General features: G+C 60.3%; 17 protein-coding genes. 8 read left to right on the forward strand and 9 right to left on the reverse strand.

Features of this window, described 5'->3' with window-relative positions:
- Positions 1 to 2,596: amino acid adenylation domain-containing protein (locus tag VNZ65_RS05485; protein WP_325666860.1), on the reverse strand; the 2,596-nt coding region annotated here is incomplete at its 3' end.
- 520 nt (positions 2,597 to 3,116) lie between these two features.
- Here VNZ65_RS05485 and VNZ65_RS05490 point away from each other — a divergent pair.
- Complete coding sequence (locus VNZ65_RS05490) at positions 3,117 to 4,385, forward strand: MFS transporter (RefSeq protein ID WP_325666862.1); 1,269 nt, start codon at positions 3,117 to 3,119, stop codon at positions 4,383 to 4,385.
- A gap of 12 nt (positions 4,386 to 4,397) precedes the next feature.
- Here VNZ65_RS05490 and VNZ65_RS05495 read toward each other — a convergent pair whose 3' ends face one another.
- Positions 4,398 to 5,213 (reverse strand): hypothetical protein, encoded by an 816-nt coding sequence (locus tag VNZ65_RS05495; protein ID WP_325666864.1) that lies wholly within the window; start codon positions 5,211 to 5,213, stop codon positions 4,398 to 4,400.
- Positions 5,214 to 5,221: 8 nt separating this feature from the next.
- On the reverse strand, positions 5,222 to 5,422 hold the full coding sequence (locus VNZ65_RS05500) for a hypothetical protein (protein ID WP_061939601.1): 201 nt from the start codon (positions 5,420 to 5,422) through the stop codon (positions 5,222 to 5,224).
- Positions 5,423 to 5,600: 178 nt separating this feature from the next.
- Between VNZ65_RS05500 and VNZ65_RS05505 the strand changes: the two genes are divergently transcribed.
- The 4 genes from VNZ65_RS05505 (at position 5,601) to VNZ65_RS05520 (ending at position 9,131) form a co-directional block, all read left to right on the forward strand.
- Positions 5,601 to 6,647 (forward strand): methionine ABC transporter ATP-binding protein, encoded by a 1,047-nt coding sequence (locus VNZ65_RS05505; protein ID WP_414649057.1) that lies wholly within the window; start codon positions 5,601 to 5,603, stop codon positions 6,645 to 6,647.
- 238 nt (positions 6,648 to 6,885) lie between these two features.
- Positions 6,886 to 7,545 carry a methionine ABC transporter permease gene (locus VNZ65_RS05510; RefSeq protein ID WP_325666867.1) on the forward strand — a complete coding sequence of 220 codons (660 nt, stop codon included), beginning with the start codon at positions 6,886 to 6,888 and terminating at the stop codon, positions 7,543 to 7,545.
- A 65-nt stretch (positions 7,546 to 7,610) separates the two neighbouring features.
- Positions 7,611 to 8,420, forward strand: coding sequence for a MetQ/NlpA family ABC transporter substrate-binding protein (locus tag VNZ65_RS05515; protein WP_325666869.1), 810 nt, complete (start codon positions 7,611 to 7,613; stop codon positions 8,418 to 8,420).
- Positions 8,421 to 8,549: 129 nt separating this feature from the next.
- Entirely contained in the window at positions 8,550 to 9,131 is a 582-nt protein-coding gene (locus VNZ65_RS05520; protein WP_061939595.1) for an ATP-dependent Clp protease proteolytic subunit, read from the forward strand.
- A gap of 112 nt (positions 9,132 to 9,243) precedes the next feature.
- On the opposite strand, the gene metE is transcribed toward VNZ65_RS05520, so the two are convergent.
- Entirely contained in the window at positions 9,244 to 11,544 is a 2,301-nt protein-coding gene (metE, locus tag VNZ65_RS05525) for a 5-methyltetrahydropteroyltriglutamate--homocysteine S-methyltransferase (protein WP_325666872.1), read from the reverse strand.
- Positions 11,545 to 11,687: 143 nt separating this feature from the next.
- Here metE and VNZ65_RS05530 point away from each other — a divergent pair, with 143 nt between their 5' ends.
- On the forward strand, positions 11,688 to 12,608 hold the full coding sequence (locus tag VNZ65_RS05530) for a LysR family transcriptional regulator (protein WP_325666874.1): 921 nt from the start codon (positions 11,688 to 11,690) through the stop codon (positions 12,606 to 12,608).
- A gap of 23 nt (positions 12,609 to 12,631) precedes the next feature.
- Here VNZ65_RS05530 and VNZ65_RS05535 read toward each other — a convergent pair whose 3' ends face one another.
- A complete protein-coding gene (locus VNZ65_RS05535) occupies positions 12,632 to 13,207 on the reverse strand; it encodes a CVNH domain-containing protein (RefSeq protein WP_325666876.1) in 576 nt (191 codons plus the stop codon).
- A gap of 246 nt (positions 13,208 to 13,453) precedes the next feature.
- On the opposite strand from VNZ65_RS05535, the gene VNZ65_RS05540 reads away from it, so the two are divergent.
- Together VNZ65_RS05540 and VNZ65_RS05545 are read left to right on the forward strand one after the other, a co-directional pair.
- Positions 13,454 to 13,585 (forward strand): hypothetical protein, encoded by a 132-nt coding sequence (locus VNZ65_RS05540; RefSeq protein ID WP_325666878.1) that lies wholly within the window; start codon positions 13,454 to 13,456, stop codon positions 13,583 to 13,585.
- 71 nt (positions 13,586 to 13,656) lie between these two features.
- The gene (locus VNZ65_RS05545) at positions 13,657 to 15,465 is read left to right on the forward strand and encodes a M4 family metallopeptidase (protein WP_325666879.1); all 1,809 of its coding nucleotides are present in this window, start codon (positions 13,657 to 13,659) and stop codon (positions 15,463 to 15,465) included.
- A 92-nt stretch (positions 15,466 to 15,557) separates the two neighbouring features.
- Here the strand turns inward: VNZ65_RS05545 and VNZ65_RS05550 are convergent, their stop codons facing one another.
- The 4 genes from VNZ65_RS05550 to VNZ65_RS05565 all read right to left on the reverse strand — a co-directional run bounded on the left by VNZ65_RS05550 (position 15,558) and on the right by VNZ65_RS05565 (position 21,741).
- Entirely contained in the window at positions 15,558 to 16,094 is a 537-nt protein-coding gene (locus tag VNZ65_RS05550; protein WP_325666881.1) for a tetratricopeptide repeat protein, read from the reverse strand.
- Positions 16,091 to 17,302, reverse strand: coding sequence for a PLP-dependent aspartate aminotransferase family protein (locus VNZ65_RS05555; protein WP_325666883.1), 1,212 nt, complete (start codon positions 17,300 to 17,302; stop codon positions 16,091 to 16,093). Before VNZ65_RS05555 ends, VNZ65_RS05550 begins: the two co-directional genes overlap by 4 nt.
- Positions 17,299 to 18,681, reverse strand: a complete 1,383-nt coding sequence (locus VNZ65_RS05560; RefSeq protein ID WP_325666885.1) for a pyridoxal-phosphate dependent enzyme — start codon at positions 18,679 to 18,681, stop codon at positions 17,299 to 17,301. Before VNZ65_RS05560 ends, VNZ65_RS05555 begins: the two co-directional genes overlap by 4 nt.
- A 210-nt stretch (positions 18,682 to 18,891) precedes the next feature.
- Positions 18,892 to 21,741 carry a TonB-dependent receptor plug domain-containing protein gene (locus tag VNZ65_RS05565; protein ID WP_325666887.1) on the reverse strand — a complete coding sequence of 950 codons (2,850 nt, stop codon included), beginning with the start codon at positions 21,739 to 21,741 and terminating at the stop codon, positions 18,892 to 18,894.
- Positions 21,742 to 21,971: the final 230 nt, after the last annotated feature.

Consider the following 21,971-nt stretch of genomic DNA (forward strand, 5'->3'; position numbering starts at 1 on the left):
GGTACACCAGCGTACCGTCGGCCTGCCAGCGCGCCAGGTCGCCGCTCTTGTACAAGCGTGCACCGGGCTGCTGCGAAAAACGGTCGGCGACGAAGCGCTGCTCGGTCAGTTCCGGCTGGTTCAGGTAGCCGCGCGCTACGCTGGCGCCGCCCACGTACAGTTCGCCAGGTATGCCTACCGGCACCGGTTCTCCCTTGCTGTCCAACAGATAGACCTGGGTATTGGCAATCGGCCTGCCTATGTGCAAGATCTGATCCTCGGCCGTCAGGCGGCCCGAGGTCGCTACTACCGCAGTCTCGGTCGGCCCGTAGTTATTGACCAGGGAGAACGGCATGTCGCTTTGCAGGCCTAACCGCAGGCGGTCGCCGCCGGTCAGCAGATGGCGCAAATGCGGGTTGACGATGCCGTTGCGCATAGCATGTTCCGCCATCGGCGTCGGCAGGAAACTCACGTCCAGCGCCTGCTCGCGCCACCATGCCAGCACCGTTGCCGCGTCGTGGTCCTGCGGCGGCAGCAGCAAGCTGGCGCCGGCACTCAGGGTGGGCCAGATTTCCCACACCGCGGCGTCGAAGCCCAGCCGCGCCACGCACGAAGTACGCTGGCCGGCCCGCACATCGAATGCCGCGCAATGCCAGTGCACCAGATTGAGCAGATTGCGATGCTCGACCATCACGCCTTTTGGCGTACCGGTCGAACCCGAGGTATAGATCACGTAGGCCAGGCTGGATGGCAGAAGATGGCCGCTGTCGGGATTGTGCTCCGGGTATCCGGACCAGTTTGGCGTTTGCAGGTCCAGCAGGGGTAAATCGGCTGCGATTGCCGCCCTCACCTGCTGCCAGCTTCCTGCGATTCCTGCCTGCGTCATCACTACCCGCGGCGCGCTGTCATGCAGCATGTGCGCCAGACGGTCCGCCGGATAAGCCGGATCCAGCGGCACATAGGCCGCGCCTGCCTTCAATACCGCCAGCAAACCCACTACCATCGGCAGACCGCGCTCGACGCAGACCGCCACCCTGTCGTCAGGCTGGACGCCGAGTTCGCGCAGGTAATGCGCCAATTGATTGGCCTGGCGATTGAGTTCGGCGTAGCTCAGCTGTGCCGCACCCTGTTCCACTGCCAGCGCCTGCGGCGTCCGTTCCGCTTGCGCCTCGAACAGCTGCGGCAGCAAAGTGGCAGGATAGCTGGCCTCGGTCGCGTTCCAGGTAGAGACAATCTGATGGCGTTCGGCCGCGCTGAGCAGGGGCAGCTGATCAAGCGGGCAGTCGGCGCCAGACAGGATCGCATCCATCAGCAAAGCCATGCGGCTTTGGATGCGGACGATTTCATCGCGCGTGAAATGGCGCGTGTTGTAATCGAACACCACCAGCACATCCTGGTCCTCGTGGAAATTCCGCACCGACATGGCCAGCGGCGTCTGTTCGTAGCCGTGGTCCAGCTTGACGCCGCTGGCCAGTCCGCCCCCCATGGGGAAATCGGTATTGAAGACTTCAAAGGACAGCGAAACATCGAACAACTGGCGATAGCCGCTCTGCACCACGTTATGCAGGCGGTTGATTTCTGCGATCGGAAAACGCTGGTGCCGGTAGCAGCGCCGCAATTCCTTGGCGACCGCCGCCATCGCCTGCGCAAACGGTTGTTGCCGGTCCAGCGCAAAGCCGACCGGAATGATCGACGAAAACATGCCGATGGTGTTTTTTTCACGGGCATTGCTGCGATTGTGTATCGGTACGCCGATCACCACTTCTTCCAGGTCGACGGCGCGGGCGAAATAGACGCTGGTCAGCGCCAGCATGAAATCCGAAGCGGAAAACCCATGTCCGGATGCATACGCTGTCATCTTTTCAAACTGAGCACGCGCGATCGGCCAGTACACCTGCTCGCTGGGCGCCAGCGTCTTGGCGGCAAGCGCACTGTCGCCCGCCACCAGCCGCGCCGGCAGCTGCGCAAAGCGATGGCGCCAGAATTCCTTGTCGGCCGCAAAGCGCGCTGAAGAGAAATAGTCCTGGTCCTTGGCCAGGAAATCCAGATACGTTGGCGCCGTTTCCGCTACCGTGCTATCCAGTCCCAGCAGCCGATTGTATGCGCTGGCAATGCCTGCGAAACTCTGCGAGGTGCTGATGCCGTCCGCGACCAGATGGTGATAGCACAGCAGCCAGTAGTAACGCACAGGACTGACGCGTATCAGCACCGTTTTCCATAACAGTCCGCCGTACAGATCAAAGCTTTGCTTGAACATCTGCTCCATGTGCTGACGCGCACGCTGGTCGCCATCGGCTTCACCTGAAAAATCCAGTACCGGCAAGACAAAATCCACCGACGGCAGCACCTGCTGCCGCGCCACGCCGCCGGCTTTGACCAAGCTCAGCCGGGATGCATCGTTGGCCATGGCAAAGTCACGGATGGCTTGCTCCAGCAGCTGCGGATCGATCGCGGCGTCGATCTGCACCGCCAGGCCGATGTTGTAGTAAGGGATGTCCGGATTGAGCATCTGGTCCAGCCAGACCACCTGCTGTACCGAAGAGAGTTCGTGGATGCCGGCCGGAGCGCCGTTGGACAAGGAGTTTGATGCAGCGTTTGTTTCAAGCGAATTCGACATGGAAACCCTCTAAGCAGTGTGCTGGTAGCAATTGGAAACGAGGAGCGCAGTCCGCTCCCCAAAAGCCTCGCGCCTGTCGGCGCCGTGGATATGGCGTCAAGCCTTGATTCGAGACGGATTCTTAAGACGTAGCGTCAGAAGTGACAGTCTCAGCGAAGAGACGGGATGGACAAGACTGTGGATGGGTGAGCGTGCACATGAAATTCTCTTGGAGTAGGAAACAAGATGGTTATGGACATCCATTGCGGCGGACCGCCCTCGAAGGCGCAATCGGGAATGGCGCCAATCGCCGTACTTCTCCGACTGCGAGGCAAAAGCCATCACGGCGCTGCAGCTTGGATACGGTGCAACATAGTTACTTTACAGAAAGCAATAAGCGCCGAAACTGTCACTTTTCACAGGGTGTTGCAATGCGGAAAATCCAAGTAGACTGTTCTGTCTTTTATCTCGCCGTTCCGGCTGGAGCGGCGGCCACGGCGCGCCCGTTCGTTCCAACACATACACTCCCGCCATGACCGAGATGAGCAAAGAACTTGGATTGGAAAATACGGCTGCCGCCGATCATGCCGGGCTGCCGCCGGTGTTGCTGCACCGCGGCTTCCTGCTGTTGCTGACAGGTTCTTTCGCTGCCTTCCTGGGAGAGCAGTTGACTACGGTGGCATTGCCATGGCTGGTGCTGAAGCTGAGCAACGACAGCGCGGCGCTGGGCCTGGTGCTGGCGCTGATGGCGGTCCCTAAGATCTTTTTTCTGGTGGTCGCCGGCGTGCTGGTGGACCGCCATTCGCCGCGCGCCGTGCTGCTATGCGCGCTGACCGGCGGCATCATCCTGCTCACAGGGGTAGGCACGCTGCTGCTGTACGACATGCTGGCGCTGTGGATGATGTATCTGTTCGCTTGCGGCATGGGACTGGTGGGCGCCTTCGCCATTCCGGCGCGGGTCGCCATGCTGCCCCGGCTGATCCACCCGCAGCAGCTGCAATCGGCGAATGCGGTGCTGATGGGGATCACACAGGTTTCTCTGCTGGGCGGCCCGCTGCTGGCCGGCCTGCTGGCGACCTCCGCGGATGGACTGGGACTGGTTTTCCTGCTGAATGCAGCTTGTTTCCTGGTCGCGGCCGTCACTGTGCCGCGCCTGCTGCCGCGCACGCAGCCTGTCGCAACCGCGCAACAGGCCGACATGCCGCTGCTGGCTACCATCGTTCCGGCGGCGAAATGGCTGTGGTCGGATGGCGTGCTGCGGACGCTGATCAGTTACTGGGCAGTGGTCACCTTGCTGGTAGCCGGACCGGTGCAAGTCGGGCTGCCGCTGTGGGTGGATCGCCAGCTGGGCGGCGGCGCTTCGGCCTTCGGCATACTGATTGCAGCCAACGGCCTGGGGCAGCTGATCGGCATCGTCTGCGCCGGGCTGCGCGCCAGGAAAGTGGTGCATCTGGGCGTCGCGGTCTGCCTGATCGACGGCTTGACCGGCATGGCCGTGCTTGGCATGGGTTTCACGCACGTGCTGGAGATCGGCCTGGCGCTGATGGTAGCGGTCGGCATCGGCGCCGGCTATGTTCAGGTCGGCTTGTTTACGTGGATACAACGGCGCATTCCGACCGCACTGCACGGCCGGGTGCTCAGCATACTGATGCTGATCCTGATCACCAGTGCACCGCTGTCTGCCTTGATCGCCGGCTATCTGATCCGCTATGTCACGCCGTCCCAGCTGTTCATCTACGGTGGCGCCGCCTTGTCGCTGTTTGCCATGCTGATGCTGCTGCATCCGAAATTGCGGCAACTGCGCAATTAGCCAACCCGCTGATTAATCCTGTGTGTCGGCTTCGCTCAGCGTGTCCACGGCAGGCTCCGGCTCAGGCATATCGTCATCGACTAGCCTGTCCATCCGGATATATTCGATGTTGAGGGTAATCGCTTCGCTATAACGCAGCACAAAGTAGTCGCCCTCGACCACGTAGAAGCGCTCCAGCTCTTCCGCAATGCTGGCGCCGTCCGGCTTGTCGGCCGACAGCGGACGCCGCATTACCTTCTCCAGGATCAGGCGGTCCAGGCTGCCATTGGCGTCGACAAAGAAATTGTCCAGGATACCGGTGAACAGCACCGCCTGCCCGGCGACGTTGACGATGGCCGATACCGAGATCAGGTCCGGCCGCTGCTCTTCGTCGAAATCGGCGCCGGTCAGCAGGTAGTACCAGGGCGCCTGGTTGAAACGCAGCCAGGGAACATACCAGCCGGCGTTGGCGCGGTCCAGGCGATAGTGCGTGATCATCAGGCGGAAACCGTTCGGCACGATCCAGGCGCCGGCATACAGGCTCAGAAAATAGGCGCAGATCCAGGAAAACTGCAAGGCGATGCCCTGGATCGCCTTGGCCTGGCTGGCGGCGTCGGACGACAGCAGCTCCAGCAGCAGCAAGGGTTGCAGGGTGTGGCCGAACAGCCAGGCCGCGGCCAGCAGCCAGAGCGGATGGAAAACGCAGTTCCACAGCATGGCCTCGGTGACAATCTGTCCGAACGGCGAATAATCGAGAGAAATGCGCTCAGCCCGCTTGAAGCGCGAACGAGCGATGAAACCGGGAAGCAATAGCAGGAAGACGATGAGAGCAGGTAGTGCTACGTTCATCGCACCGCTCAGGCGGCCTTGGGGACTACGGTAAGACGGTACAGGACAGTGCCCTCTTGCGCGGAATGCAAGCTGATCACGTCGTCAGTGGCGACCGTGGTGGACAATGAAGGCTGGGAATTCTTGCTGGCCAGATAGGCGCGCAGCTGCAGCGTCGCGCTCGGATCAGCGAGAACTCTTTTGGCCAGTGCGCTCTTGAGTGCTTTCATAGTGTGTCCACTATGCCATAAAAAAGCATTTTTTGCATGTTGTCGCCACGCCATCCTCATGCCGCAGCAACAAGTCCTAACAACAGGATTGTTATATATACATAACGAGATATAACTTTGGCGTATATAGAGTCGCTGCTAAAATTGCACGCCTGACTGACCAATCTGAAGCAAATCCGTGATCCGCATCGAGCAACTGCATAAAACCTATCCGCTGGAACGCAATGCAAAAAGCCAGGCGCCCGCCGTCGCCGCATTGTCCGACATCAATCTGCACATCAAAAAAGGCGAAATATTCGGCATCATCGGCCGCTCCGGCGCCGGCAAAAGCACCCTGATCCGTACCCTTAACATGCTGGAACGTCCTTCCAGCGGCAAAGTGCTGGTCGAGGGCGAAGACATTACCGCGCTGGACAACAGCGGCCTGCACCGGCTGCGCCAGCGCATCGGCATGATTTTCCAGCATTTCAACCTGCTCGGCGCCAAGACCGTGGCCGCCAATATCGACTGGCCGCTGAAGATCACCGGCAAGTACACGCCGCAGGAGCGCGCCGCCCGGGTGACCGAGCTGCTGGCGCTGGTCGGCCTGAGCGAGCAGCGCGACAAATACCCGGCGCAGCTGTCCGGCGGCCAGAAACAGCGCGTCGGCATCGCCCGCGCCCTGGCCAATACGCCGCATCTGCTGCTGTGCGATGAAGCCACTTCGGCGCTTGATCCGGAAACCACCCAGGCCATCTTGCGCCTGCTGCTCGACATCAACCGCAAGCTGGGCCTGACCATCGTGCTGATCACGCACGAGATGCAGGTGATCCGCAATATCTGCGACCGCGTGGCGGTGATCGAAGGCGGCCGCATCGTTGAAAGTGGCGAAGTCGCGGAAGTGTTCCTCCATCCGCAGCATGCGGTGACGCAAAGCATGGTGGCGGAAAGCACGCCGTTTGCTGCCGAAAGCGTCCTGCTGCCACCGGCGACGCCTGGCGCCAGCCATCTGCGCGGCCTGCTGGTGCGCTTGACTTATGTCGGCGACATCACCTACCAGCCGATCCTGAGCAGCATTGCCGCTGCCACCCCCGCGCTGATCACCATCCTGCAAGGCACCATCGCCCGCATCAAGGACACGCCCTATGGCCAGCTGCTGGTGGAAATCCGCGGCGAAGCCGCCGACGTCGCCCAAGTGTTTACCACGCTGGACCAGCACAACATCCGCCATGAGGTACTCGCATGATCCTAGCTTCCTCAGTTGACCGCTTGCTTCACTCTACAATTCAGATGGACACAAACTTATTTTCGTTCGATAACCGCCGCCAGGTAAATGACCAGCGCTACAGGCGCGATTGTGCATTTTTCCGGCCTTCTCGCGTCGTTGCTCCTCCTAGCGGAATACAGTCCGCGTCGTCGTCGCGCCTAGCCAGAAGGCCGGAAAAATGCACACTCGCGCCTGTCCAACTGAGGAAGCTAGGATAATGGATTTCTCTCTGATCGACTGGGCCGATATCTGGCAAGCCACCTGGGAAACCCTGGCCATGACCGGCTTTTCCCTGCTGTTCACCATCCTGCTCGGGCTGCCGCTCGGGATCCTGCTGTTCATCACCGGCAAGCGCCAGCTGCTGGAACAGCGCGGCATCTACCGCGCGCTGTCGCTGGTCGTCAATGTACTGCGTTCAGTGCCATTCCTGATCCTGCTGATCGTGATGATCCCGGTCACCGTGCTGCTGGTCGGCACCTCGCTTGGCGTGCTGGGTGCGATTCCGCCGCTGGTGCTGGGCACTGCGCCGTTCTTTGCGCGGCTGGTGGAAAACGTCTTGCGTGAAATCGACCGCGGCGTGGTCGAAGCCTGCCAGGCGATGGGCGCCAGCAAACGCCAGATCATTTTCGGCGCCTTGCTGCCGGAAGCCCTGCCCGGCCTGATCGCCGCCACCACCGTCACCGCGATTGCCCTGATGTCGTATGCCGCCATGTCCGGCGTGATCGGCGGCGGCGGCCTCGGCGACCTGGCGATCCGCTTCGGCTACCAGCGCTTCCAGACCGAAGTGATGGTCACTACCGTGGCCGTGCTGGTGGTGCTGGTGCAGGTGTTGCAGTTCTCCGGCGACCGCCTGGTGCAGCACTTCACGCGCAAATAATTTTTACAGCTTAGTTCACAAGTTATGCAGTTTTTTTGTTTTTAAAATCCAAAAAGGGAGTTTCTATGTCACGCAAATTTTCACTGTCGCTGGGCCTGGCCGCAGCGGTATTCTCGACCTTCAGCCTGATCGCCGCAGCGCCGGCGCAAGCCGCCGACAAGCTGGTGATCGCCGCCACCCCGGTGCCGCATGCGGAGATCCTGGAATTCGTCAAGCCGATCCTGGCCAAGGAAGGCGTCGACCTGCAGGTCAAGGTGTTCACCGACTACATCCAGCCGGCGGTGCAAACCAATGAAAAGCGGGTAGACGGCAATTTCTTCCTGCACCTGCCCTACCTGAATGAGTTCAAGAAAAACCACAAGGGCGATCTGGAAGTCGTGGTCACCAAGGTGCACGTGGAACCGTTCGCCGGTTATTCCACCAAGTACAAGAAAGTGGCTGACCTGCCGGACGGCGCCACCATCGCCATTCCTAACGATCCATCCAATTCAGGCCGCGCCTTGCTGCTGTTGTCGCGCCAGGGCTTGCTGAAGCTGAAAGACCCGAGCAATATCTCGGCGACGCAGAAAGACATCGTCGAAAATCCCAAGCACCTGAAGTTCAAGGAACTGGAAGCCGCCACCTTGCCGCGCGTGCTGAACCAGGTCGACCTGGCCCTGATCAACACCAACTACGCGATCGAAGCCAAGCTCAATCCGGTCAAGGATTCGCTGTTCATCGAAGATGCCAATTCGCCTTACGCCAACCTGCTGGTGGCGCGCGCCGACAACAAGGACAGCCCGGCCGTGAAGAAGCTGGCGGCAGCGCTGAACTCGCCGGAAGTGAAGAAATTCATCGAAGAAAAATATAAAGGCGCGGTGGTTCCGGCGTTCTGATCGCTTTGTCGACTCTGCCTGGCTGCCAGGCAGCAATAACAAAACAAGCCCTCGCGATTTGCGGGGGCTTTTTGGTTTACACTGGCTCTTTTGCAGTTAATGAATTCCCCAACACCTTAGAGGCACATCATGGAAGAAAAAGTGGAAACGACCAATGCATCCCAGCGCGACGCCTTCCTGGAAGAGAAAGCGTTCAAGTCACGCACCGTGCTGCTGTTCGGCCAGATCAACGATACCGTGGCGCGCGACATCGTGCGCCAGCTGATCGCCCTCTCCGGCGAATCCAAGGCGCCGATCAATTTCCTGGTCTGCTCGCCGGGCGGCCATGTGGAATCGGGCGATGTGATCCATGACGTAATCCGTTTCATCGACGCCCCGGTCAACATGATCGGCAGCGGCTGGGTCGGCAGCGCCGCGGTCAACGTTTTCCTGTCGGTGCCGAAAGAACGCCGCTTCTGCCTGCAGAACACCCGCTTCCTGATCCATCAGCCAAGCGGCGGCGTCGGCGGCCAGGCTTCCGATATCGCCATCCAGGCGCGTGAAATCATCCGCGTGCGCGAAAGAATCGGCGCCTTGATCGCCAAGGAAACCGGCCAGAAGCTGGAAAAAGTGACGGCCGACATCGACCGCGATTTCTGGATGTCGGCGCCGGAAGCAATCGAATACGGCCTGGTGTCGAAATCCATCGTCAGCGCCAAGGAAGTTTCCTGAGCGCGTCAAGGTAATCGGTAAGCGGCAGAGGGGGCGAGTAGATAAACTACTCGCCCCCTCTTTCATTCCACCTGAAATTACGTAGCGCGGGCACAGGTGCCCACGCTACTTGTTACGCTGCCTTGCGTTCCTGTTCCACAGTTTCGCGCAAACGCTTGGCCGCCAGCACCATGTTTTCCAGCGCTTCGTATGTTTCCGGCCAGCCGCGTGTCTTCAGGCCGCAATCCGGATTGACCCACAGCCGCGCATCAGGAATCACGCCGCGCGCCTTGCGCAACAGGCGTTCCATCTCGTCGACTTGCGGCACCCGTGGCGAGTGGATGTCGTAGACGCCCGGGCCGATATCGTTGGGGTAGGCAAACTCGCCGAAGCCGTCCAGCAGCTCCATGTCCGAACGCGAGGTCTCGATGGTGATGACGTCGGCATCCATCGCTGCGATCCACGGCAGGATGTCGTTGAACTCGGAATAGCACATGTGGGTGTGAATCTGAGTTTCGTCGCCGACGCCGGCAGCGCTGATCTTGAATGCGCGCACCGCCCAGTCGAGGTAATGCGGCCAGTCGCGCGATTTCAGCGGCAAGCCTTCGCGGAAAGCCGGCTCGTCGATCTGGATCATGCCGATGTTGGCTTTTTCCAGGTCGCAGACTTCGTCGCGCAGGGCCAGGGCGATTTGCAGCGCCGTGGTTTCGCGCGGCTGGTCGTCGCGCACGAAAGACCATTGCAGCATCGTCACCGGACCGGTCAGCATGCCCTTCATCGGCTTCGCTGTCAGGGTCTGGGCAAACTGGCTCCAGCCGACTGTCATGGCTTCAGGACGATACACATCGCCGTAAATCACCGGCGGCTTGACGCAGCGCGAGCCGTAGCTTTGCACCCAGCCGTTGGCGGTGAAGGCATAGCCCCACAACTGTTCGCCGAAATATTCGACCATGTCGTTGCGCTCCGGCTCGCCATGCACCAGCACGTCGAGGCCGAGCTGTTCCTGCTTTTCGACCACGACGCGGATTTCTTCGCGCATCTTGTCCAGGTAGTCCAGGTGACCGATGTCGCCGCGCTTGTAGGCGGCGCGCGCCTGACGGATTTCAGCGGTTTGCGGGAAAGAGCCGATGGTGGTGGTGGGGAAAGCCGGCAACTGCCATTTTGCTTGCTGCTTGGCGATGCGCGCTTCGAAGCCGGCAGAGCGTTCGGCATCGGCAGCCGTTACTGCCGCCAGGCGCTTTTGCACCAGCGGATTGTGGATGCGGCTGGAACTGCGGCGGCTGGCCTGAGCTGCGCGCGAGGCGACGAATTGCGCTTCCACTGCGGCAGCCTTGCCGTTCAGCGCCTGCTTGAGGGCGACGATTTCCGCCAGTTTCTGGGTGGCGAACGCCAGCCAGCTTTTCAATTCTTCATCGAGCTTGGGCTCATTGGCGAGATCGACCGGCACGTGCAGCAGCGAGCAGCTGGAAGCCACCCACAGGCGGTCGCCCAGTTGCGCCTGCAGCGGCTTGAGCCTGGTCAGCACCTGATCGAGATCGGTACGCCACAGGTTGCGGCCATCGACCACGCCCAGCGACAGCACTTTGTCTTGCGGCCAGCCGGCCGCAAACTGCTCCAGCTGACCGGCGCCGCGCACCAAGTCCAGATGGACGCCTGCCACCGGCAGCGAGCGCAGCAGCTCAGCGTGTTCGCTGACTTCGCCGAAGTACGTCGTCAGCAGCAAGGCCGGCGCCGAACCTTGCAAATTCGCATTCAATTGCGCATAGACCGGTGCAAACGCGTTGCGCCAGGCGGCGTCCAGTTCCAGCGCCAGGATCGGTTCGTCGATCTGCACCGACTCGATACCGGCCGCATGCAGGCGCTGCAGCAGCTGCTGGTAACCAGCCACCACTTTAGGCAGCAGGTCCAGCTTGTGGCCCAGGCCGGACTTGATCTTGCCCTGGTACAGCAAGGTCAGCGGACCGACCAGCGCGACTTTCACCTTGTGGCCAAGGGCGCGCGCTTCCGCGATTTCATCGTGCAGCCAGTCGACGCCGCCGTTGAACTGCACATCGGCAGTCCATTCCGGCACCAGGTAGTGATAGTTGGTGTCGAACCATTTGGTCATTTCCATCGCGAAGTGCTGCTTGCTGCCGCGCGCCAGGATGAAATAGTCAGCCAGGCTCAGTTGTTTCGGATCAAACCCGAAACGGCTAGGAATTGCACCCAGCAAGGCCAGGGTACCCAGGACCTGGTCGTACCAGGCGAAGTCGCCGACGGTTACGAAGTCCAGGCCGGCGTCGGCCTGGGCTTGCCAGTGGCGGGCGCGCAAGGTGGCGCCGGTGGCGCGCAAGGCGGCCTCGTCGGAGGCGCCCTTCCAGAACGATTCCTGGGCAAACTTCAGTTCGCGGTGAGCGCCGATGCGCGGAAACCCTAATACGTGTGCCAATGCCATCTCTGTCTCCAATAAAAACATGTTCGATGACTCGCATCTTGGGCCAGCTTGGATTATGATTCAAACGATAAATATTAAGAATCAACTTGAATTCTACTCATACACCTGTTTTTTGATCAATTCGGCAACTTATTGGCAAGCTCATGCAATCCATCCTTGAATTACGTCACCTGAAAACCCTGCATGCCCTGCGCGAGGCCGGCAATCTGCTGCGCGCGGCGACCCTGCTGAATGTCACGCAGTCGGCGCTATCGCACCAGATCAAGCAGCTGGAAGATCATCACGGCGCCACCTTGTTTGAACGCAAATCGGTGCCGGTGCGGTTTACCCCGGCCGGCGAACGGCTGCTGAAGCTGGCCGATGCGGTGCTGCCGCAAGTGGCGGAAAGCGAGCGCGACCTGGTGCGCATGGCGCAAGGCGTCGCCGGCCAGCTGCGGATCGCGGTCGAATGCCACACCTGCTTCGACTGGCTGATGCCGGCCATGGATATTTTCCGCAAGCGCTGGCCGGAGGTGGAACTGGATATCGTTTCGGGTTTCCAGGCCGATCCGGTCGGCCTGCTGTATGAACATCGCGCCGATGTGGCGATCGTGGCGGAAGTCGATCCTGATGAAAAGGTCGATTATCACGCACTCTTCAGCTTTGAAATCGTGGCGCTGGTAGCGCACGACCACCCGCTGGCGGCAAAGGAATATCTGGTGGCGGAAGATTTTGCCGGCGACACCCTGATTACCTATCCGGTGCCGGACGACATGCTGGACGTGGTCCGCCAGGTGCTCAAGCCGGCCGGCATCCAGACTGCCCGCCGCACCACCGAGCTGACGGTGGCGATGCTGCAGCTGGTGGCCAGCCGGCGCGGCATCGCCACCTTGCCGATCTGGGCGGCGCAAAATTACCTGACGCGCGATTATGTGCTGGCCAAGCGAATCACCGCCAAGGGCCTGACCGGACGCCTGTATGCGGCCTGCCTGCCCGAGGTGTCGCAGCAGCCCTACCTGGTCGACTTCGTCAGCACCACGCGCGAGAGCTGCTACGTCAACCTGCTGAGCGTGGAACTGCTTTGACGGACGCCGTTGCTAGCAGACGATCAGCGGTCGCATTGCAGGTAGCCGTTGATATTGCTGAAGCTGCCGCTACGACAGGAGCGCAGCGAGATTGAAGAGCGTATCCGGCTGTTGTCCCTGCCGCCGCAGGTTGCTTCCAGCACGCCGCCGCGGATGCCGATTTCCGAGCAGGACTGGAGATAACTCCCTGGCGGCAGGTCTCTGCTGGAACCGCCGTAGTCACGGCCGCCCCCGCCCGCGCACTGCAGGTTGCCGTTGATGTTGTCAAAACTGCCGCTGCGGCAAGAAGACAGGGGGATGGAGGTTCTTCTGCCGCCGTTGTCGCCGCCGCAGGTAGCTTCCAGCATGCCGCGCCGCACTACGATATCGCGGCAGGAATCGCGGTAACTGCCGGGAGGCGTCCAGTTGTCGCGGCGGTCGTCATAGCGGTCGCCATACGACGGCGCGTCGTCATAGCCGCCATAAGCGACCACCGGGGCATTGCCATAGTAGCCGGGAGCGGCAGGCTGATACTGGTTATAGCCCTCGTTGTAAGGACCGGCGGCACAGGCGCCAAACGCGCCGCAGGCAATTAACATCAGCATGGATTTGATTTTCATTTTTTCTCCTTCAACGAAACATTTTGTATCGTGGCAATTATACTTCGGCAAAACCAGGCCTCCTTGCACGTTTACCGGTATTGCCCCACTGCCCCCCTCTCCCGCCACCAGGCATCTGCTGACCGCCCCTCCCAAGCATTCTTGCCTGTAAGAAATAACAGCTATTTCGACAATAAAAAATCGCGTATGTTGCTGCATGACATTTCATTTTGTAACAATACGTAACTTATATTGCGCACGCAAAAAATGAAATTCATCGCAGGAATCCTGGTCGTCGGCATCTCTTTCTATGGACTGCAGCAATGGCATCAGTCACAAACGATGTTTCTTTATCAAATGCTTGAGCTGGAGGCCATGGACGCCCTGGATTGCCGGTAGTGTTTTTGTTCGCGAAGTATCTGGTCACCTTATGTCTTATCCACGCATCAATTTCAAGAGAGTGAGATACCATGAAACCAGCATTACGTCACGTCGAAGGCCCGTTATTCCTGTCGCTGCTGCTGGCGGCAAGCTCAAGTGCAATCGCAGCCGAACGCGTTGATCTTGAGAGCTACACACCGCAAGTGCAAGCCGCAAAACAAGGCGGCCAGGTCAGTGCCCAGGCCTTTCTCGGGCTCAGCAGCGACGAACTGAAGCCGCTGCGCAGCCAGAATTACGCCAACGGCAAAGTCGTGACCCGCTACCAGCAATATTTCCAGGGCGTGCCGGTATGGGACCAGGCGATTGTCGAACACCGCTCGGCCAACCAGGCGCAGCCGGCGCTGTCCGGCGGCCTGCTGCGCAATATCGATAACGACCTGCCAAACGCCAAGCCGGTCTATGCCGCCGCTGACGTGTTGCTGCAAGCCAAGTCCATCGCGCGCGCCGCCGTCACCGAAAACGAGCAAGCCAGGCTGTATGTGCAGCTGGGCCAGAACAATGTGGCGCAGCTGATCTATGTGGTGTCGTTCGTCAACAAGAGCGCTGCCAAACCCAGCCGCCCTTATTACATCATCGACGCCAACAGCGGCGCGGTGCTGAAGCAGTGGGAAGGCATCACCCACTACGAAGCCAGCGGCCCCGGCGGCAATGCCAAGACCGGGCAATATGAATACCAGCCGGGCGGCAAGTACGGCCCGCTGGTGGTCGACAACAATTGCAACATGGTCACGCCCAACGTGGTAACCGTCGATCTGCAGAATGGCAGCAGCGGCAGCACGCCATTTCATTTCACCTGCCCGCGCAACACCTACAAGGCTGTCAACGGCGCCTTCTCCCCTTTGAACGACGCCCACTATTTCGGCAACGTCGTCTTCAATATGTACCAGTCCTGGCTCAACCTGAGGCCAATCAGCCAGACCCTGTACATGAAGGTCCATTACGGCAACAACTATGAGAATGCGTTCTGGGACGGCAGCGCCATGAACTTCGGCGACGGCGCCTCGACCTTCTATCCGCTGGTGGCGCTCGACGTGTCGGGTCACGAAATCAGCCACGGCTTCACCGAGCAGAATTCCGGCCTGGTGTATAGCGGCATGTCCGGCGGCATGAACGAAGCCTTCTCCGACATGGCCGGCGAGGCCGCCGAAAACTACATGAAAGGCAGCAACGACTTCCTGGTCGGGACCGAAATCTTCAAGGCCAGCGGCGCGCTGCGCTACATGGCCAATCCGACACAGGACGGCCGTTCGATCGACAATGCGAAGAACTACACCAGCAGTCTCGACGTGCACTACAGCAGCGGCGTCTACAACAAAGCCTTCTACCTGCTGGCGACCACCTCCGGCTGGAGCACCCGCAAGGCCTTCGAGGTGATGGCCGACGCCAACCATTTGTACTGGACCGCCAACAGCACCTTTAACCAGGGCGCATGCGGCGTCGAAAAAGCCGCAGCCGACCGCGGCTATCAGGTGACTGACGTGACGGCGGCATTCAAGGGCGTCGGCGTCAGCTGCAGCGGCAGCAGCGGCAACGTGCTGGTCAAGGGCGTGCCGGTGAGCGGCATCAGCGTTGCCAGCGGCGGCAGCAATGTGTACAGCATTGTGGTGCCGGCCGGCGCCCGCAACCTGAACTTCAAGCTGTCCGGCGGCAGCGGCGATGGCGACATCTATGTCAAGCTGGGTGCAACGCCTAGCACTACTACCTACGACGCCAAATCCGACGGCGGCAGCAATGCCGAAAGCGTCACTATCGGTGCGCCCGGCGCCGGTACCTACTATCTGCTGTTGAATGCCTACCGCGCTGTCAGCGGCGCTTCGCTGGTCGCCAACTACCAGTAAGCGCACTGTAGAAAAGCCCCGGCCGCCTGTGTTTACACAGGCGGCCGGGGCTTTTTATTTGCTGCGGATAATGTAGAAACTTCAGCCGGCGATCAAGACCAGCTCGACGCCAACGCAGCGTTCTTGAGAATTTCCGCGGCGTTTCCTGCCACCGAACGGTTATAGCGCGACAAATGCGGCGCCAGCGTCGTCAACGCCAGGCAGGCTGCTTCCACCGCCCGCCCCTGCGCCAGGTAAGTAAGCGCCAGGATGGCCCGGGTCTCATCATGCAAGGCGGTGCCGTAGGCGGGATCGGCATAGCGCTGCAGCTGTGCGCTGATCAGACGTTCACTTTCATCCAGCTGTCCAAGCAGGCGCAAGCTGCTGCCAAGCTGGATCGATGCCCGTGCCTGGCGGTAAGGATCGAGACTTGCGCTGGCCAGCGCCGCCTGGTACAGCGGCTCCGCCTCTGCCTCCAGACCGCTGGTGTCGCGCACGCAGGCGCGCTCGAACAGCGCCACGGCGTCGCCCTCAGGCCGCTCCGCGGCCAGTGCGTCGACTGCGGCCACCAGTTGCGCCGGCGCAATGACATCGATCTGCTGCCACAGCGCCGTCAGCTGTTGCTCCCACTCATGCAAGCTCTGGCTCATGCTTTCATGGCGGCAAAGGCGTTTTGCAAATCCTTCTTCAGGTCGGCGACATTTTCCACCCCGACCGAGAGCCGGATCAGCGTATCGGTGATTCCCAGCGTCGCCCGGTGCGCCGCCGGAATCGTCGCATGCGTCATGATGGCTGGATGCTCGATCAGGCTTTCGACGCCGCCCAGGCTTTCCGCCAGGGCGAAGATTTCGCAACGCTCGAGGAAGCGCCGGGCGCCGGCCAGGTCGGTTTTCAGATCGACCGAGATGATGCCGCCATAGCCCTGCATCTGGCGCTGCGCCAATTCATGCTGGGGATGCGAGCGCAAGCCCGGATAATGGACGCGCGCCACTTCCGGCAGGCTTTCCAGCCAGTTGGCCAGCTCCAGTCCGTTCTGGCAATGGCGCTCGACTCGCAGCGCCAGCGTCTTGATGCCGCGCAGCGCCAGGAAACTGTCGAATGGACCGGCGATGGCGCCCACCGCGTTCTGCAGGAATCCCAGCCGTTCCAGCCATTCCGCCTGGCGCGCTTCGCGGCCGACCACGGCGATGCCGCCGATGATGTCGGAGTGGCCGTTCAGGTATTTGGTGGTCGAATGCAGCACGACGTCGAAGCCCAGGGTCAGCGGCTGCTGCACCATCGGGCTGGCGAAGGTGTTGTCGGCCACGGCGATGATGCCGCGCTCGCGGCAGATCTTGGCGATAGCTTCCAGGTCGGCCAGCTTGAGCATCGGATTGGTCGGCGTTTCTACCCACACCATCTTTGTCTCTGGCCGGATGGCGTCCAGCAGGTTTTGCGGATCGACCAGGTTGACATAGCTGAACGAGAGGCCGGCGCTGCGCCGCCGCACCTTGTCGAACAGGCGATAGGTGCCGCCGTACAGGTCGTCGCCGGCAATCACATGGGCGCCGGCATCCAGCAGCTCCAGCACATTGGCGGCGGCGGCCATGCCGGAAGCGAAGGCAAAGCCCTGCGCGCCCTGCTCCAGGTCGGCGACGCAGCGCTCCAGCGCCCAGCGCGTCGGATTATGGGAACGGCCGTAGTCCAGGCCCTTGTTGACGCCCGGGCTTTGCTGGACGAAGGTCGAGGTGGCGTAGATCGGCGGCATGATGGCGCCGGTAGACGGATCGGGCGCCTGACCGGCGTGGATCACGCGTGTGGCGAAATGCATGCCGGCCGTATGGCCGCCCTCTGTATGGTTGCTCGGGTCTGATTTCATAATAAGCTCCTGCGAAGATGGTTGAGTAGATCGAAACGGGTAATCAGGCCGTGGAATTGCTGGTCGTCGGCAATGATGGCGACCAGGCCGCGCGCCAGTGTGCTGCGCAGGGCCGGCAGGCCGGCGTCCGGCGCCAGTTTTTCTATGGCGCTGGTCATGGTGCTGCTGACCGGGTCGCTGAAGTGGGCGGGCGCCGCCGCTACCTTGAGCAGCAGATCGGATTCATCGATGATGCCGACCACCTGGCGGCCTTCCTGCGCCAGCACCGGCAATTGCGAGACGTCGGCGCTGCGCATGCGGTTGAAGGCGGTCATCAGGGTATCGTCGGCGGCGACGCTGATGACGCCGCCGTCGGTGTAGCGACGGCCGATGATGTCGCGCAGGTCGCCCAGCATTTCGCGCTTGAGCAAGCCCTGGTCGCGCATCCAGTTGTCGTTGTACACCTTCGACAGGTAGCGGGTGCCGGTATCGCAAACGATGGTGACCACGCGCTTGGGCACCGTCTGCTCGCGGCAATAGCGTAAGGCTGCCGCCAGCAAGGTGCCGGTGGAAGAACCGCCCAAGATGCCTTCCGCCCGCACCAGTTCGCGCGCGCTGCGAAAGCTTTCTTCGTCGCTGATGGTATAGGTATGCTTCACGGCCGACAGATCGGCAATCGATGGAATGAAATCCTCGCCGATGCCTTCCACCGCCCAGGAACCCGGCGTCGATGTGATCTCACCGGTGTTTACATATTCGGCCAGGATCGATCCCTGCGGATCGGCCAGCACGAATTCCAGCTGCGGCTGCGCCTTGCGGAAGAAACGCGTCAGGCCGGTCAGCGTGCCGGCCGAACCGACGCCGCAGACAATCGCATCCAGCCGCTGTCCGCACTGCTGCCAGATCTCGGGGCCGGTGCTTTGTTCATGCGCCAGTGGATTGTGCGGATTATTGAACTGGTCGGCAAAAAAAGCGCCCGGCATCTCGCGCGCCAGGCGCGCGGCCACATCCTGGTAATACTCGGGATGGCCTTTGCCGACATCGGAACGGGTGACATGGACTTGCGCGCCCAGCGCTTTCAGGTGCTGGATTTTTTCCACCGCCATCTTGTCCGGCACCACCAGGATCACGCGATAACCTTTGGCGCAAGCCACCAGCGCCAGGCCCAGGCCGGTGTTGCCGGCAGTTGCTTCGATCACGGTGCCGCCGGGCTGCAGGCGGCCGTCCTTCTCGGCCGCATCGATCATGGAGAGCCCGATGCGGTCCTTGATGGAGCCGCCGGGATTTTGCGATTCCAGTTTCAGGAACAGCTGGCAGCAGCCGGTATCGAGCCGCGTGACTTCTATCAGCGGGGTATTGCCAATCAGGTCCAGCACCGCTGGACGGCTAGCTAAGTTCATGGGCGGATCTTCCTGTCAGAAAGGCGGCAGCCGTCACGCTGCCAGTTTCACATCAGACGATCGGCCTATCTTATCAGTTCTTCACTGAAACATTTTGGTGCAGAAAATTCAACGCCCGAATTCAGATAGCTTTTGCAGCAGACATAAAAAAGCCGGACGCAAACTTCGCGTCCGGCTTTCAGGCGTGGTCAGCCTGCCAGCTTGCTACGATCAGAACTTGTAGCTGCCTGTCAGGTAGAGCTGACGCCCCAGTGGATCGGTGTAGCGTGCATCATAGCCAACCTGGTTGCCGCCGCCGGCATTGACCAGCGACAAAGGCGGAGTACGGGCAAACAGGTTCTTGATGCCAGCCGTGATTTCCAGACCCTTTTTCACGGTCAGCTTGGTTTGCCAGTCGAATGTGGTGTAGGAAGCCACATCGTGGTTAGGCATGTCCACAAAAGCGCCATACGAGCCGTCAGGATTGATGATGCGCACCGCCCCGCTGTCTGCCGTATAGGTCTGGTCGTGATAACCGGAACGGTAGTTGGCGGTCAAGGTATGCGTCCAGTGGTCCGATTGCTTCCAGGAAGCAGCCAGACGCGAGATGATGCGGAACACCACCTGCTGATCCGAACCGTACTTACCGATATCGCTCTGCACGCCGTTGCCCGGGATATCCTGTTGGGCCTTCAGCATGTAAGTACCGGTCCATTGCAGACTCATATCGCCAATCGGCGTCTTGGTCCGGTAGCTATGATCCCAGTCGATACCTTGGTACGAAGCGCTGGCCAGATTGACCGGCGTTTGCAACAAGGCTACTGTTGGTCCGATAGCCGGATCGTTGTACAAGGTCAGGTAGTTCGAATACGCAGCTGGATTAGCGAACGGCAAGGACTCCGGCAGGAACACGATCTGGTTCTTGATATTGACGCGCCACAGATCGAAACCGATCGACAGGTTGCGGATCGGTTCCAGACGGAAGCCAATCGTGCTCTGGGTCGACGTTTCCGGCTTCAAGCCAGCGGAACCAGTCTGACCGTTACCACCTTGCAGCACGTCGTACTGAGACGTGCCTTGGCAACCTGCCGCACGTGGGTCAGGTGGTGAAAACGGACAGGTGTACGTTCCCAGGGTGACGCCAAAAGGCGACAGCGGATTGGTGATCTGCGACAAGTTAGGCGCCCTGAAACCTGTGCCGTAGGAACCGCGCAGCAGGAAGGAATCTACAGGCTGCCAGCGTGCCGAAATCTTGTACGTGGCTTTGCTTGCGGAGTTGCCTTGGGTTGCCGAAGCGATCGGATTGCCGTTGATGTCAAAGTTCGCATCGTTTTTCGCGGCATCGTAGCTGTCGTAACGCAACGCGCCTGTCAGGTCCAGGTTCTTCGCCACCGGCACCAGCAATTCGGTGAAGGCGCCGTAATTCTTGCGGCTCGCATCGATTGGCAGCTGGCCAGCGTTACCGCCGATCATGAAGTCGGTGTAATTAGGCTGAAGCGCATTGGTCCCCATCAAAATCGCGCTTGGGCTCAGGCTGTACTGCTCTCTTGCCACTTCGGCGCCGATACCGATCTGCGCGGTGCCCGCTGGCAATGTGAACAAGTCATGCGAAGCATGCACGTTCAGCACATCGAGCTTGGTGGTCGATTTGTTCAATTCCTGATGCAGAACAGCTGGCGCCAATACGCCCGCCGCTGATCCTGGAGCCGCGAACGGATCGAAATTGCCTGCCGCAACGATGGTGTTGAAAGCGTTGTTGCTGAGGTAGCCACCGGTCGCCGTGTCGGTCCAGGTATTTTGCGAATGGGTGAAGGACGCGTTGTAGTCCCATCCATAAGCATTGCCGTCCACCCCGAATGCCATGTGCAAGGCATTGGTCTTGTACTCGTCGGTACGGCCGCCGGCATCGACCAGGCGCATGTTCATCGTGGCGCCGGTCACGTCACCCGGGTTGATGCCCAGCTGTCCCAGATAGGGCGTGACGTATTTGTTGTACAAAGCGCTGCCAGGCGTCAGTTGCAAGCCCTGGGCTGCCGGTGCGTATTGTGGATCGATCTTGAAGCTCGACGCCACCAGTTCACCGAACAGTGTGGTATCGCTGTTGAGCTTGAAATTGCCCGATGCGACAAAACTGTCGCGTGTCGATTTCGGAATCAGCTCCACGGTCGAGGCGTAATTGTATTTGCAATACTGGCCGGACAGGAAAGTGTTCGCCGCGCATTGGCCGGTTTGCAGATAATTGGGCGAGAACTGCGTCACGGTGTTGCCGCCGTTGCTTTTCAGCGTCACGCCGGCAGGCGCTGTGTAGCTGCTCAGCTGATACAGCGAGTATTGCTGGCCGCCGACGCTGAAGGGCACCAGACCGCTATTGGAAAAACTGCGCTGGTTCGCTTCCAGGTTGGCCTGCTCGTCGTGGCTGTACGACAGCATGACGTTGTAGCCATCCTTGTCCAGATCGCCGAAACCTTTGGTGATGCCGACGTTATAGCTCTTGCCGCCGGACTTGAGCGGGGAATTATAGTTGCCGCTCAAAGTCAGGTCGGTGGAATTTTTCTTGAGGATGAAGTTGACCACGCCGCCGATCGCATCGGAGCCGTACAAGGCCGAGGCGCCGTCGGTCAGGATTTCAACACGGTCGACAGCGGACAGCGGAATGCTGGCCAGGTTGACCGCGGTATCTTGCGAGCGGGCGATCCGGCGGCCGTTCAGCAGCACCAGCGTGTAAGCCGAGCCGATGCCGTGGATGGACGCGGTTTCCAAGCCGCCGCCGCTACCGTTGACCGAACTCGATTGCGGGACAAAGCCCTGCATCGAAGGCAAAGCCTGGATCAGGTCGGAGACGGACGTGGCGCCAGTCTTGGCGATATCGTCCTGGGTCAGCGTCTGCACCGGCAGCGCCCCCTCTTTGGTGATGCGTTTAATGGATGAACCTGTAATTTCCACCCGTTGCATCTGTTGCGATGAATCGTCGGCCTTTGTCTCCTGTGCCTGCACCGAATGAGCCAGCAATCCTAGCCCTACAGCCACGCCGCCTGAAAACATCAGTCGCAGCGCATGAGGCAACTTTCTTTCTTTTATCATTACAAACTCCCTATGGGTAAGTTTCAGAGCATAAATATAAGTTTTGTAAAAAACACACAGATTTGTTAATCGCCTTGTGGGCGATGCAACCGAAGCCTTGTCCGCATAACGGAAAAACAGGTTTCTTTTGCGGTGATGACGTTTCTTGCGAACTTCTTTTTCTGCGCCACATTTTGGGTGCCGTAAAAAAATATTTCCGCACAAACACAAGCAGAGCAACAAACATGCCA

Origin of the sequence: Collimonas sp. (genome assembly GCF_035566555.1) — a bacterium.
GTDB lineage: Bacteria > Pseudomonadota > Gammaproteobacteria > Burkholderiales > Burkholderiaceae_D > Collimonas.